Here is a 15143-nt window from a genome sequence, read left to right on the forward strand (position 1 = left end):
CAGAAAAAAAGGGAGGTTTACCTAATGAAAGGTAAAAAAATGGCGTCTTCTTTACTAGCTGTCCTAATGCTTACGGGGGCACTTACAGCTTGCTCATCATCCAAAGACAATGCTTCTAGCAATGATGCAGCAGCTACTAAATCACCAGAAACATCTGCTAACAATACAGGAGGAGTCGATACTTCCAAAGAAGCAAAGCTGACGTACTACTTGTGGGGCAGTGAAGGTGTTCAAAATAAGGCGATTCTAGCTGAGATTAACAAAAAACTCAAGGCAGATATCAATACAACTTTAGAAATTAAATATATCGACTGGCCAGATATTGCAACGAAATATCCATTGCTATTTGCTTCTGGTGAAAATTTTGATTTGTCACATGCTTCTCCTGGAGCACCGGTAAACTACTATACATTAGCAAGTGAAGGTGCATTGGTAGACATTACTGACATGCTCGACAAAGTTGCTCCTAAGCTGAAGGCAGAAATTCCAGCAAGTGTGTGGGAAAATACGAAGGTCAAAGGTAAAATCTATGGTGTTCCGAGTCTTTATAGCGAATATACACCAAGCGGTTATGCTTATCGTGTAGACTTGCTGAAAAAATACGGCATGGAAAAAATTGCTTCTATCGACGATATGGTTAAATACATGGACAATGTAGTTGCCAATGAATCATTCCCACCTATTAATGGTAAAGCTGAAGATGCACAAAATATGTTCAGAATGCTCGTAGATACTACTGGTCAGTGGCTTAATGCACCAGGGATCTCAACAAATGAAATCAATTTAGCGACTAAGAGCGCAGAGGACTACAAAACAGTGTTCTCTCCAGCCTACACCCAAGAATTCGAAGATTGGGCTGTGAAGATGCGTGAATGGGCAGACAAGGGATACTGGGGCAAAGATGTACTGTCCTCATCACTTGGAAGCAAGGATAACTTCAGAGCAGCAAACTCCGCGGGTTACTTGACGCATACTCAGGACTGGCTCGGTCAATATGGCGGGGATAAGACGGCACTACCAGGGGTAGAAACTGATTTCTATACTTTTGCAGAAGCTAACAAGAAGATTAAACGTAAAATGGGTGTTGATAACTCTACCGTAATTAGTGTCAACTCTGAGAATCCAGAGCGTTCTTTGATGGTAATCGAGAAGTTCATGACTGACGAAAGCTACTACAACCTCATCCAAAACGGTATTGAAGGTAAGCAATATGTCATGGAAAATGGAGTTAAAAAGCAGCCTGCAGGCTTCAACGAAAAAACAGACGGCGGAGGTTTCGCTGCTTGGTCACTTCGTAATGACAAATTCGTAGTTCCTACGGACACAGAGAACCCAATCCGTAATTCTCTGTTCGCAGAGTGGGATAAAGTGGCTATCAATGATCCATACAACGGCTTTACTTTCGATCCAGCGAATGTTACTACAGAGATTGCTTCGATCTCCAACGTAAATTCCCAGCTTGGTGTTCAATTGATGCTTGGTAAAACAAGCAAAGATCCTAAAGCTGCTGTAGCGGATTACCGTGAGCAACTGAAAAAAGCAGGAATTGACAAGGTTATTGCCGAAGTAGAAAAGCAATTGGCTGAGTTTGTTCCAGTGAACTAAAGAACGTTAAAAGGTGTGAGGGAGCTATAGTAGCATATAGCTCCCTTACTTATAAGTGGGGGAGTATAGTGGACGTAAATATCAAGGATATCGCGCGGATTTCCGGAGTGGGCATCTCGACGGTTTCCAGGGTCATCAACAATAAGGGGCTGGTGAGCAAGGCTACACGGGAAAAGGTTCTGAATGTTGTTAAGGAATATAATTACATTCCTAATTCCAATGCAAGAAATTTAAAAACGACGGAGTCTAAGAATATTGCGCTCATGGTTAAAGGGATTACTAATCCGTTTTTCTCCAATATGATCAAAGAAATCGAGCGGCAGGCTAATCTTCGAGGTTATCCCTTCCTCATTCATCAGGTAGAGGATGGAACGGATGAAATTAATGCGGCGATTCAGCTGACTAAAGAAAAGAATCTATGCGGGATTATCTTCATGGGCGGAACTTACAATCATTCTGAAGAGAAATTCAAGCAGCTGACGGTCCCATTTGTTCTGACAACGATCACATCTACACAAGAGGTGGACCCTGATATCTTTTCTAGTGTCACCATTAATGAATTGAAGGAAGCTTATAAGGCCACCAATTACTTGGTCTCACTTGGGCATGAGAATATTGGTTTTCTAGCCAAGTCCCCATTACTGGATGAAACGACAGGCAACCGGCGTTATTTGGGCTACAAGAAAGCACTGGAAGAACATAATCTGCCTTATGATGCACAGCTTGTGGAAGATTGTGAATACAGTCCTAGCTCTGGATTTGATGCAGCGCGAAGATTGCTTAAAAGGGATAAGGGAGTAACCGCAATATTTGCAGCCTCCGACACGATTGCTATCGGTGCTGCCAAAGCGGTGCTTACCGCGGGGTTGTCTATTCCGGATGATATTTCAATCATTGGCTTTGACGGGATCGAAATGGCTGAATATTTTCATCCTTCACTTGATACGATCAGCCAACCGGGTACAGAAATGGCTTTATCCAGTGTGGGCGTTCTGCTTGATCTAATTTCTGGACGGTCAGGTCATCAGCATATTGTCTACGATGCGGTATTGCTCAAGCGAGGCTCTTGCAAGATGCTCAAAACACTTAAGGTTTAATACTGACTATAAACGCTATCATTGGAGTGGTAACCCAAATGCAAGACACATTGAGAATAGGTACTCTGGTTCGTGGCGGGGAGGCCGTCACCGTGATTCCGCAAATCGTTCAGCATGGTTTTGAATCCTTTAACCTGAACTTTTGGCAGACCACAGGTGAAACCAATCTTGTAGAAACAGCTGCACGACTAAGGGAACTGGCTGCTGAACATGATTTTGTCATCTCTTCTGTTGGGATTTATGGCAATCCACTTTCAGGAACAGGCGACAACGCTGACACACTCGCCAGCTGGGAGCGATTGATTGATCATGCGCATTTATTCGGCACAGATATTATCGGCGGATTCACTGGACGTCTTCCAGGTTCTTCGATTGACGAGTCGATTCCGAGATTTGCAGAGGTGTTTAGTGAATTGTCCAAAAGGGCAGCCGATCGTGGCTTAAGAATTGCTTTTGAAAATTGCTCTATGGGTGGAAACTGGCAGGCCGGAGAGTGGAATATCGCTCACAATCCTTCAGCCTGGGAGAAAATGTTCAATGCTGTACCAGCAGACAATCTGGGTCTGGAATGGGAACCGTGCCACCAGCTGATAGGTCTCATTGATCCGATTCCGCAGCTACGCAAATGGGTGAATAAGGTATTCCATGTACATGGCAAGGATGCCACTATTGCCTGGGATATCGTCAAGGAATACGGAATTCACGGACCTAAGTCTTATGTGTGGGACCGGACGCCTGGCTTCGGAGATACGAACTGGGTGGATATCATCTCGATTCTGCGCCAAGCCGGCTATAAGGGAACTATTGATATTGAAGGCTGGCATGATCCTGTCTATCAGGGTGAACTAGAAATGACTGGACAAGTACATGCTCTAAATTATTTGAAGTATTGCCGAGGTGGCAGTTTTGTCCCTAATCCGGTGTAAAGGATATCAGATAGTAACAACCCAAAAATGACCTCAAAATCCACAGTGAAGTGGAGGGTGAGGTCATTTTTATTTGCATAACTTTAATCCCGAATAAGATATCCTTGCCCAAGCTGGATTTCTTTAAAGCCTGCCATGTGGCGAGCTTGAAAGCGGATCGGCTTAAATCCACCTATAATAATGATGTTTTTGATATCCGCAGCCCCATCTGAAGGCAGTGAAAAGGATTTGATATAGGTGAATTCTTCCGCGAGCGTGGTGTGAATCGCGTTAATATGTGGGTCATTTTCACCTTTTCCCATTAGATTCATTAGGAGATACCCTTCAGCATTCAGTTTTGAATACACGATGCTGAAAAATTCATTGGAGATTAAGTGCCTCGGCGTGCCCGCGGCGGTGAAAGCATCCAAGATGACGTAATCATATTTCTGTGGTTCTTCACCTTCAAGGATCTGACGTCCGTCACCGATCACTACGTTATCTTGGATGTATCCAAAATAGCGGCGGCTTAATTCGACTACTTCGCTGTCTAGCTCAGCTACTTTAAATCTTTTGTCTAGAAAATGCCCAGCAATCGTTCCAATCCCATGACCTATAAGAAAGGCATCCTCGAAAGAGGGAGCATTGCATTCCATCAAGTGAATGATGGCTCGCGGATATTCAAACACAATTCGTTCTGGATGATTGAGATCCAGCGCACCTTGAATGGCCTGATTGGAAAACTGCATGACGCGGAACGCACCTTGTTCACCGTATAGTTCTGTGGTGTCATAGACGGTGATTTCATGATTATCGCTGCTCGTGTGAATCTGTGATTGCAAGTGATCAAACTCCTTATACGATAGAAATTCGTTTATATTCATTGGGTGTAACGCCGACTACACGTTTAAAAAGCTTATTGAAATAGGCAGGATCGCCATATCCAACTTCTGCTCCAATCTCGTGAATCTTTAGGTCAGGGGCATTCTTGAGCAGATGCTTGGCTTTGCGTAGCCGGATTTCCGTGATGTAGTCCGTTAATGTAAGTCCAGTCTCTTGTTTGAACAGCTTACTTAAATAGCTTGGTGTCAAAAAAACCATATTCGCTAAGGTGTTCAGATCCGCATGTTGATTATAGTTGGCTGATATCCAGCGCTTTATGGTTTCTACAGCTGTACCGGACATCTCTAGGCGATGGACTCTGATCTCAAATAGAATGCTTGAGAAATGGTTGGTGAAACTACGCTCGATTTCACTGAAGCTCATACTGGACGCGATGCTTTCATCCAGCCCAAGATAGGGTGCACCTTTGTAGAGGGCCTCAAATTCTTGCAATTCTTTCTGCGCAGATTCAATAACCCATCGACAGACACGGAGAATTTGATGAGGCATAGCTTGTTGTGATTTCAGAACCGAGAATAAGTTATGCACGCGCTCTAAAGCACCCTCCATATTCAGGATCTGCAGATCATGGATTAATGGTTCCTTGATCGCATTAAAAGGCTCAAGGATATTTATCTCAGACTGCTGAATGTTCTGAATATTTGCATAGTGCAATCGGTCAGGATTATAAATGCCGATGCTGCAGGCTAACTTAGCATCTAGATATGCTTGTCTAAGCTTGGCGGTATCGTTATAGGAACTGCTAGTACCTACATGCAGTATCATACCATTGGCAGAGATACGGATCCTGTCGCCGATTTCATTCCTATCGCTGTCTGAGAGTTGCTTTGTAGAATACAGGATACAGACATGCAGTCCATTTTGAATCTCTAGGCTGTCGATACTAAATGCCATCTCTTGCCGCAGACGGTCTACACAAAAACAGACGGGTTCTCTTGATCTTCCTTTGAACACAAAAACTGAGAAATAAGGCTGGGGCAAAGTAAGGCTCAACAAAAGCAAAGGTGAAGGGGGCTCGTCGCCTTGAAGAAGGGTCAGTAAGAGACCAGAACGGTGACGTACCTCCTTGTCACGAGAGAACTGCTGCTCTTCCTCCAATTGATAAAGCAGCTCGAATAATTGCTCCTTATCGATTGGCTTTAATAAGTAGTCTACTGCAGAGCTGCGTATGGCTTCTCTGGCATAATTAAATTCAACAAATCCACTCATTAGAATGGAGCGGATTTGTGGGTGACTGCCTTTTAATTGTTTAATTAATTCCAAGCCGTTAATTTGCGGCATACGAATATCAGTAATCACAACATCAAGTTGAAGTGAAGGTAACTCGTCAAGTAGATGTTTCCCATCGGAGTAGGTGCCGATGACCAGAAATTCAGTATTTTCTTTGCTGATCATTCGAGCCAGACCTTCGCGGATCAGGATTTCATCGTCAACAATTGCAATACGCAGCAATCAGAGCATCTCCTCTCTGTAATTCATATCATCTTCATTATGAGTAGTGAAGGTAATGTCCTCAATACGCAGCGTAACACGAGTACCCACTCCGAGCTTACTCTCTACAAGGAGCCCGAATGAGCTGCCGTAATGCAGACGGATCCTCTCATTCACATTTCGTAGGCCAATACCAAACATTTCACTTTCAGTCCCATTTTGCAGACTATTATTTAAGGAACGAAGGGTAGCTGCATCCATACCGATGCCATCATCTTCTACACAGAATACGACATTTCCATGCTCACTCCATGCGGTGATGCTTAAGGTACCGAGACCTACTTTTTGATCTAAGCCATGAAAAACTGCGTTCTCCACAATGGGTTGGAAGACAAGCTTGATTACAGGAAGATGTAGAAATTTCTCAGGCACATCAATGTGTAGATTGAACTTATCTGGAAACCGGATTTGTAGCAGATGATAATAATTTCGTACATGATCCAGCTCTTGTCTGATCGTAACGGCTTCTTCGCTTCGGACAATACTGTAACGCATCTGAAGTCCAAGCAAATAGGTGAGTTTCGCTACACGTGGGTCATCATTGCTCTCTGCCAGCATACGGATAGACTCCAGCGTATTATAAATAAAATGGGGATTGATCTGATTCTGAAGTGCCCTCATATCAGCCTTCTGCTTACGCTTCTCGGTGAGGGATACTTCCTGCAGCAGATCCTTGACCCTTATGATCATTCGATTAAAATGACTGCCAAGCATTCCAATCTCATCATTATATTTGGAGTGCTGCCAGACATCTAGATTACCGTGCTGTACCCGTTTCATTAGACGGACTAAAGATTTAAGGGGTTTGGTCAGCGCATGTGAGATGAACGTCGCAACACAAAGTGCAAAAGCAATAATGATCAGTGTAGTTAATATAAGAGCATTGCGATTCTTCTGTACAGGTGACAGGATACGGGCCAAAGGAATCGTAACCATAGTCGTCCAACCTGTCTGTTTCGAGACAGTATACACTGCAAGATAAGACTGACCATTCATTTCTACTTGAAAATGATCCTGTTGCTGATTCACATGCTGCAGCAAAAGCTGCGTGTTCAGACTTTGCCCCTCGCCGGTTTGCATCGAGTCTGAGGCGTCTTCGCCGTCATAGATCAGTTCTCCGGTATTATCTACAATTAGTGTGTTGCCTTGTGTAACTGCGTTTACGGGATCAATGATCCCCTTAAACAAGTTGATGTCTACATCAAATACGAGAATTCCTATATTATCTAGCGTGCTTACAGAATTAATGGTGCGAAGTACACTAAAAACTTCTCTATGGACATTGGAGTTTATACGTATCGTATGTCTGCCTTGAATGACAGGAGCGGCCCCAGCTTCTTCACTTAAGGTTTTCCATTCGGCTAGTCGTTCTTCAGGATACAGCTCGTGGATCCCGGGGACTCTATCATAAAAAACAGAACCGTACTGATCCACCATGTACACGGCGATGATCTCTTCCTTCGTATGCTTCAAGTAGCTCAGGAACATCGCCATGCCAGTACTTTTATCCCAGTCGGTATTTTGCTGAGTTAGGTAGAATTGTACATCGGTGTTATACAGCGGTAGCGCTGTGTATCTTTTTAGATCGGCAACATAACGGTCAATGGTATCAGAGGCATTCGATGTCATTTGGTTCGCGCCTTCCGTTGCATTCATAAGAACAGAATTGAACATGGAGCGGGAGGACAAATAACTAACATAAGTGATTGGAAGCGAGATCAGAAAGACAAATACGACGATCAGTTTTCGCTCCATCGGAAGATTGGCAAGGAACAACCACATTTTTCGTAAGGCTAGCCGGATGAATGATACCATTTGCGTTATCCTTTCTTAAAGTGAACTGCCTTATTTAACTGCGCCGCTGGTTACGCCTTCAAAGATATAACGTTGTAGGAAGAAATATAGAATTATTGTGGGGAGCAGGATAAGCAGAATGGCCGCACAGATTAAATTCCATTCGCCCGAATTGACCCCTTGAAAACGCATCAGGATCGTCGTAACTACGCCCAGGCTTTGTTTTGGCATATATAGATAAGGGATGTACATGTCATTATAGATACTAATCGTCTTCAAGATAATCAAAGTAGCCGTAGCCGGCGTCAATAATGGAAAAATAATCGAGCGATAGATTTTAAAAAGAGATGCACCTTCTACCATCGCGTTCTCATCTAGATCCACGGGAATGTTACGGATAAATTGCAAATAAAGAATAATTTGAATCACATCTGCTCCGATATATAGCACGATAGGGGCGCCGAGTGTATTATAAAGCCCCATGCTTTTGATGATACCAAAAGTGGCTACTTGCGTCGTGATGCTAGGAATGATAGTGGCTATTAGATAAGCACCAAAGACAACAGGTTTTAATTTAAAAGAGAAGCGTCCCAGTACAAATGCTACCATAGTTCCAAATAGAATGTTCAGAATTAAAGTAATAGCTATAATAATTAATACGTTACCAAATCCGTTAAGTAAACCTCCACGCTGGAACACCGCAATGAAATTATCGAAATTAAAAAAGCTTTTTGGCAGTGCCATGGAGCTACTACTGTTAAATTCATCAGTCGATTTGAAGGCATTTACGATAACTACATAAGGAGGGAAAAGCACGACAAATACGCCGATGATTAGCGAGAAGTATTTAATAACATCTGTAAAGCGGAATTTGGAGTTTGTCATGTCTATTTGTCTCCTCCCCGGCTAAGAACTAGTTGCTGTACTAATAGTACGATGACGACAAAGAAGAGCAAGATAATACTCATGGCAGAAGCGAGACCATAGTTGTTGTAAGCAAATGCAGTGTCTACAACTTTCTGTACATAAGTTTCGCTGGCGCCTGCAGGACCACCCTTGGTCAATACGAATGGGAGATCAAAGACTTCCAGTGCTCCTGTGACGGTAAGAAATAAGTTAAGCTGAATGACTGGCTTCATATTCGGTAAAGTAATTCTCCAAAGGGTTTGGAAAGGTCCAGCACCATCAATCTTTGAAGCCTCATAGATATCGTTTGGTATGGCCTGCAAGGAGGCGATGTAGATGACCATGTTATAACCCATGAAACGCCAAAATCCTGTGGATGCCAGAGAATAGTTGACCAGTCCTTCTGTTCCAAGCCAGCTGGTCTGTCCTAGTCCGGTTAGACCGATGCTATTCAGGAACATATTCAGAGATCCGTTAGTAGTGTCAAAGACATAACCAAACATAAAAGCAACGGCAACTCCGTTCATGATGTAAGGAAGGAAAAGTAAGATTCGGAATGCGTTTTTCCCTTTGAGCTTACTATTCAGAACAACCGCAAAATAAATGGCGACTATGTTCTGAACAATTCCCATAGCGAAGTAAGCAAAGTTATGTGTAAATACTTTGAAAATATCAGGATTAGAGAAGACCTCGCGGTAATTAGCAAGTCCGACCCATGGTTTCTCAGGGCTATAGCCATCCCAATTGGTGAAACTGTAATAGATCAGCTTAAGCGCTGGATAATACGTGAATGTCGCAAGGAGCAACAATGGGATCGTAAGGAATGATACAATGATTATCATTTTTTGTTTGTTATAGGAAAGTGTTCCGAACATCGCTAGCCCTTCTTTCATAAAAGCTTGGTATGGAAAGGCAAAATGGACTATCCGTAAGGGCGATAATCCATTTTGCACCGTGTTGTACTTCTGGTCAAAAGTTTGTATTAATAGCCGAGATCTTTCTTAGCTTTAGCCCAGGCTTTATTCCATTTGTCTAATACAGTTTGCGGATCTTTGGCAAGCACAAATTCCTGTACAACAGCAGGGAGATCTAATTGTGCCTTGTTGCCGATTTCTGTAACCTTCGCATCGTCAACAGTTCCTTCTACTAACTCTACTCCGGTAGCTTGGAATTCTTTTAGCTGAGCCAGATTAGATTCTTTTCCTTTTAGTGGGGAGATAAAGCCCGCGAAGTCCTCATAGCCGGAATCCTCAATCATCCATTTTACGAAAGCTTTGGCAGCTTCTAAATTTTTGCTGTTTTTAGCAACAGCATAGAAGAAGTCAGGGCTAAGAGTAGCGGATGGTTTACCTGAATTGTCATAAGGGAACGGGAAGAAGCCAACATCGTCTGAAGGAGCTCCTACTCCAATAACTTGGTTAATGACCCAGTTGCCGAGATAGTACATGGCGAACTTACCAGAAGCGATGTCTTTTTTCGATTGCTCCCAGTTGGTGGAGTTGATGTCTTTTTCCAGATACCCTTTTTCGTTGAGCTCCTTGAGCAGGCTAAAGGCTTTACCATAGCCGTTGTCCATGGTAAATGGTGTTTCAGAGTTCAGCTTCTCATTAGGGAAGTCGGGGTTGCCTGCAATTAGGCGCGGAGTATCATAAGCCCATGTACCCAGTGGCCATTTATCTTTGAAGTTAGAGGACAGTGGAATGACACCTTTTGCTTTCAGCTTTTCGCAGGCAGCCAGGAATTCATCCCAAGTCTTAGGGGTTTCTGTGATGCCAGCATCCGTAAATGCTTTTTTGTTATAAACAATCCCGGATGTAGAGTTCCCTGTGGTAATTCCGTACAGCTTGCCATCAAAGGATTTGAAGTCTTTAAAGGTGATTTGATCGTTCAGGCCGAGATCATCCAGTGAAGCGAAGTATTTCGGTAGGTCGGAGTTAGGAATGGTAGGAATGAACATAACGTCAGGAAGCTCGCCGCTGGCCATTCTGACTTTAGCCTGTTGATTATAGTCGGTCTGGGAAGCCTCGAATTCGACTTTAACGTTCGGGTATTTTTCATTAAAGCGCTTTAAATATTCATCGTATTCTTTGCCAATCATGTCTGTTCTGTTAGTCAGGAAGGTGATTTTGCCGCTAATGTCAGCTCCTGCTGCAGGTTCGGCTGTTGCGTTGCTTGTCGTGTCACCGCCGGTAGTCTCTGTGTTAGTCGCTGCGGGCTTATCGGTTGCAGAAGCCCCGTTATTGGTGCTGTTGCCATTGTTCGAGCCGCAGCCAGCAAGCGTTGATGATAAAATCATAACCATAACAAAAGATAACGAAAATAACTTATTTCTCATAACTTAATCCCCTTTTCATTATTTTGTTAGCGTTTACATGAACATTATAGCTTTAAATAAAGCGTTTAGAAATGTATTGTATTATTATTTATTGTCTTTATTTGTTTTGTTTGAACGATTATAATTAGTGTATACCTAACGAATGGATAACAAAATACCAAGAATAACAAGTGGATTCAATGAAATGCTAGAAGAGGTATGTTATTTTGAAAGATGAATAGGCTTACAAAACTTAAGCAGACGCTTTCGAAGTGAGTTTTGTACGAAGTCACTTGGAGAAGCATATGCTCTACAAAACTTTTAGCAATTAGGAGGATATTATGAAACATCTAAAGATGAATCTTGCGAAGTGGGAATTTAGAAGCTATGGTGACGAGGAGTGGCTTCCGGCTACTGTGCCAGGCACGGTCCACACGGATTTACTGAAGAACGGAAAGATTGAAGATCCCTTCTATGGAACAAATGAACATAACCTACAGTGGATTGATAAGAAGGATTGGGAATATCAAACCACTTTGCAGCTTGGTGAAGAGTGGTTGGAGCTTACTTGCACAGAACTGATTTTTGAAGGTCTTGATACATATGCAGACGTGTATGTGAATAATGTACATGTGCTCGCTGCAGACAATATGTTTTTGGCGTGGAGAGTGGATGTTAAAGATCAGTTGAAGATTGGTGAAAACCATATACTAGTGAGATTCCGCTCTGTAGTTAAAGAGGATCTACCTAAGCTAGAGAGGCTGGGGTATGCGTTACCTGCACCGAATGATCAATCCGAGCTTGGGGGACTAGAGGAACAGCGGATTAGTGTTTTTGCCCGCAAAGCACCTTATCATTACGGCTGGGATTGGGGTCCGCGTTTCTTGACTAGTGGAATATGGCGTAAAGCGGCCCTTAAGGGACGTGATTCAGTTCAAATCATAGATCTCTATATCCGCCAAAATGTGATCACAAAGGAAGAGGCTCAATTAACCGCAATTATTGAAGTAGATGCTCCTGCGGCATGGCAGGGAATGCTGCGAATGAGTGCTGATGGTTTAGAGTCGATGCAAGCGGTTTCCTTAAAGAGTGGCAAGCAACAAATAGAGATGGATATCGTGGTAGATCAGCCGCAGCTCTGGTGGTGTAGAGGGCTGGGCGAGCCTCATTTATATACATTCCAAGCGGATTTGGTGAAAGGTAAGGAAGTTGAAGTTAGCAAAAGTGTAAGAACCGGTCTCCGCAGCATTCAATTGATTCGGGAGCATGATGCGAAAGGGGCTTCATTTTCTTTTGTACTGAATGGTGTGTCGGTCTTCGCCAAAGGTGCCAATCATATTCCGAATGACAGCTTCATCACAGAAGTTACCGAAGAGCGGTATCGGCATGAAATTGCCACGGCCGCAGAATCAAACATGAATATGCTGCGAGTGTGGGGTGGCGGTTTTTATGAAGAGGAGATATTTTACAAGCTCTGTGATGAATACGGGCTGTTGGTCTGGCAGGACTTCATGTTCGCTTGCAGCATGTATCCGGGGGATGAAGCGTTTCTTGCGAATGTGAAGAAAGAGGCTGAGTATAACGTCAAAAGATTGCGCAATCATCCCTGCATCGCCTTATGGTGTGGCAATAACGAGATTGATTCGGCCTGGTCACAGTTCGAGGAAAATATGGGCTGGGGCTGGAAAGAAAAACTCAGCGCGGAGCAAAGAGCTACAATGTGGGCTGATTATGAGGAAATATTCCACCGGATTCTACCGGAGGCTGTAGCCGCGTTCCATCCAGGTGTGGACTATTGGCCGTCTTCACCGATGCGGAATTTGACTGGAGATATGAATCAACACGCGACGCGGATTGTGGGCGATGGGGATGTGCATTACTGGGGCGTGTGGCACGGGATTGAGCCTTTTGAGAATTATAATACCAAGGTTGGCCGCTTTATGAGTGAATACGGATTCCAGTCGTTCCCGGAACTAAAGACCGTAATGAGCTATGCTGAAGAGCAGGATTTGGAGCTTACCTCAGAGGTGATGCTGGCGCATCAGAAGAATGGACGCGGAAACCTGCTGATCAAGGAATACATGGATATGTATCTGCCGCAGCCGAAGGATTTTAAAGCATTTCTGTATATGAGTCAAATTCTGCAGGCCGAAGCGATTCGAATCGCGATTGAAAGTCACAGAAGAAATAAACCTTACTGTATGGGCACTTTATACTGGCAGATGAATGATTGCTGGCCGGTCGCCTCTTGGGCGGGGATGGATTACAACGGACGCTGGAAAGCATTGCAATATACCGTGCGCTCAAGCTTTCAAGATGTTCTGTTGTCTATTGACGGTACAGACCGTGAGCGGATTGACGTTCATGTCGTATCTGATTTAAGAACAGCAGTCACCGCTGATTTGGGGCTTAAATTGTATCAGTTTAACGGTTCGGTACTGCGTGAGTGGACACATCCCGTTGAGCTGGGAGCCGATTCAGCGGCTATCGTATTCTCGTCTCCAGTGACGGAACTGTTAGAAGGTCATGGATCGAACGATGTATTGCTTGAGATCAGCTTGCAGGCTAATGGCGAGATGATAGATCGTAAGGTGCACTATTTTATCCCGGAAAAAGAAATTCGGTTGCAGCGTTCAGTAATTAACATAATGGAAACTCCAGATAGCGGAGGTCTAAGCTTCACTGTGACAAGCGATGTATTAGCTAGAGGCGTATACCTGACCTCAGAAGATGAAGGAATATTCTCTGACAATTACTTTGATCTTCTCCCAGGGCAGCCCAAGACGATAACGTTCTCGGAACGCGGGAACGATGGAAGGGACTGGATTCCAGGAGCTCCTAAGGGACTGAAGGTTCAATCGATGGTTGATTTTGTGAGCGAAGATTTACTGTAAATCTTAAGGAGAGATAATTTATTTCAAAAGGAAACAAGCCATGAGCTCGGCTCTTGGTTTGTTTTTTTGTGTGCTGGTATAAATGTTGTTTTTCCTATTCATACTCCGTTCATGTTAACGTCATAGAGAGTACATCTTCATTGGTTAATCTTAGCTTAGCAGTTAGTTATGCTAGTCCAAAACACAGCTGATGACAGGAGAAGATACGAGTGGAAATAAAAGAAAGAATGAAAATGAAGGCGGGCACGAGAACAAGTAAAATACTAAACATACTACTTAAAGTAGTAGGAGCAATAATCATCGCAATCGTGCTTTTTCTCGCTATTGTCTATACAGTTAATTTGATCAGCAATAAATCGGAACAAAATAAAATAGAACCCTATGGTCAGTTAGTACCCGTAGATGGGAAAAACATGAATGTTTATATTCAAGGAAAAGGTGAAGAAACAGTCGTGCTACTACCGGGTTATGGCACAGCAGCGCCAGCTCTTGATTTTAAAGCATTAATAGATGAACTGTCGCCGTTTTACAAAGTTGTCATGATTGAGCCTTTTGGGTATGGATTAAGTGATCTGACCAAAAAGGAGCGCAGCACGGAGAATATTGTAAGTGAAATTCATGAAGCTTTACAGGCTCTTAATATTGACCGTTATATTCTAATGGGCCACTCTATTTCAGGCATATATGGACTAGATTATGTTAACAAGTATGAAAATGAAGTGAGTGCATTTGTCGGGCTTGATAGTAGTGTTCCATCGATAAGCGAGAGGAAGATCGAAGCTTCGGAATTAAGAACTATAAATCTGCTCAAAAAATCAGGTTTAATCAGATTGCAAATGAAATTTAGTGCTGACCCCATTGCTGAACTACCATTTGATGATAAAACAAAAGAACAAATGAGACTGATCAATCGCAAAAACATATTTAATCCCACCCAATTAAATGAAGCTGGAATGATGTATTCTAATTTTAAATCAGCTGAAAGCTTAACATTTCCTAAAAATCTTCCTCTTATTTTCTTTATACAAGCGAATCAACCAGCAACGGATAGATGGATACCAGAGCATGAAAAGCAAGTAAAAGACTCTGTACATGGAAAAGTGCTGACATTTGAAGAAGGACATTATTTATATCGTACTAAAGCAAAAGAGATCGTAGAAAACTTCAGAGTATTTATGGAAGAAGCTAAGTAAATGACTGTTTGAGCCGAACGAACTTCAGGGTTTTCTCTGAT

Annotated in this window: 11 protein-coding genes; 5 read left to right on the forward strand and 6 right to left on the reverse strand. The window is 43.0% G+C overall.

The window, feature by feature from the left end; translation table 11 throughout:
- The first annotated feature begins 24 nt into the window (after positions 1 to 24).
- From MKX35_RS25915 to MKX35_RS25925, 3 genes are all read left to right on the forward strand, one after another.
- The gene (locus MKX35_RS25915; RefSeq protein ID WP_076283824.1) at positions 25 to 1605 is read left to right on the forward strand and encodes a DUF3502 domain-containing protein; all 1581 of its coding nucleotides are present in this window, start codon (positions 25 to 27) and stop codon (positions 1603 to 1605) included.
- Positions 1606 to 1673: 68 nt separating this feature from the next.
- Positions 1674 to 2702 carry a LacI family DNA-binding transcriptional regulator gene (locus MKX35_RS25920; RefSeq protein WP_218640842.1) on the forward strand — a complete coding sequence of 343 codons (1029 nt, stop codon included), beginning with the start codon at positions 1674 to 1676 and terminating at the stop codon, positions 2700 to 2702.
- Between the two features lie 38 nt (positions 2703 to 2740).
- Positions 2741 to 3628: a sugar phosphate isomerase/epimerase family protein gene (locus tag MKX35_RS25925; protein ID WP_076299082.1), complete on the forward strand. Its 888-nt coding sequence runs from the start codon at positions 2741 to 2743 to the stop codon at positions 3626 to 3628.
- Positions 3629 to 3711: 83 nt separating this feature from the next.
- Here MKX35_RS25925 and MKX35_RS25930 read toward each other — a convergent pair whose 3' ends face one another.
- The 6 genes from MKX35_RS25930 to MKX35_RS25955 form a co-directional block, all read right to left on the reverse strand.
- Positions 3712 to 4491 (reverse strand): spermidine synthase, encoded by a 780-nt coding sequence (locus tag MKX35_RS25930; protein WP_081382817.1) that lies wholly within the window; start codon positions 4489 to 4491, stop codon positions 3712 to 3714.
- Positions 4463 to 5962 (reverse strand): response regulator transcription factor, encoded by a 1500-nt coding sequence (locus tag MKX35_RS25935; RefSeq protein ID WP_076299084.1) that lies wholly within the window; start codon positions 5960 to 5962, stop codon positions 4463 to 4465. Before MKX35_RS25935 ends, MKX35_RS25930 begins: the two co-directional genes overlap by 29 nt.
- Positions 5963 to 7816, reverse strand: coding sequence for a sensor histidine kinase (locus MKX35_RS25940; protein ID WP_076299085.1), 1854 nt, complete (start codon positions 7814 to 7816; stop codon positions 5963 to 5965).
- 30 nt (positions 7817 to 7846) lie between these two features.
- Positions 7847 to 8680, reverse strand: coding sequence for a carbohydrate ABC transporter permease (locus MKX35_RS25945; protein WP_042185023.1), 834 nt, complete (start codon positions 8678 to 8680; stop codon positions 7847 to 7849).
- Positions 8681 to 8682: 2 nt separating this feature from the next.
- A complete protein-coding gene (locus MKX35_RS25950) occupies positions 8683 to 9576 on the reverse strand; it encodes a carbohydrate ABC transporter permease (protein ID WP_042185025.1) in 894 nt (297 codons plus the stop codon).
- A gap of 107 nt (positions 9577 to 9683) precedes the next feature.
- Complete coding sequence (locus MKX35_RS25955; RefSeq protein WP_076299086.1) at positions 9684 to 11036, reverse strand: ABC transporter substrate-binding protein; 1353 nt, start codon at positions 11034 to 11036, stop codon at positions 9684 to 9686.
- 320 nt (positions 11037 to 11356) lie between these two features.
- On the opposite strand from MKX35_RS25955, the gene MKX35_RS25960 reads away from it, so the two are divergent.
- A complete protein-coding gene (locus MKX35_RS25960) occupies positions 11357 to 13909 on the forward strand; it encodes a beta-mannosidase (protein ID WP_076299087.1) in 2553 nt (850 codons plus the stop codon).
- A 227-nt stretch (positions 13910 to 14136) separates the two neighbouring features.
- Positions 14137 to 15102 carry an alpha/beta fold hydrolase gene (locus MKX35_RS25965; RefSeq protein ID WP_076284135.1) on the forward strand — a complete coding sequence of 322 codons (966 nt, stop codon included), beginning with the start codon at positions 14137 to 14139 and terminating at the stop codon, positions 15100 to 15102.
- Positions 15103 to 15143 lie beyond the last annotated feature (41 nt).

The sequence above is a fragment of the Paenibacillus sp. FSL R5-0923 genome (assembly GCF_038009145.1).
GTDB lineage: Bacteria > Bacillota > Bacilli > Paenibacillales > Paenibacillaceae > Paenibacillus_AQ.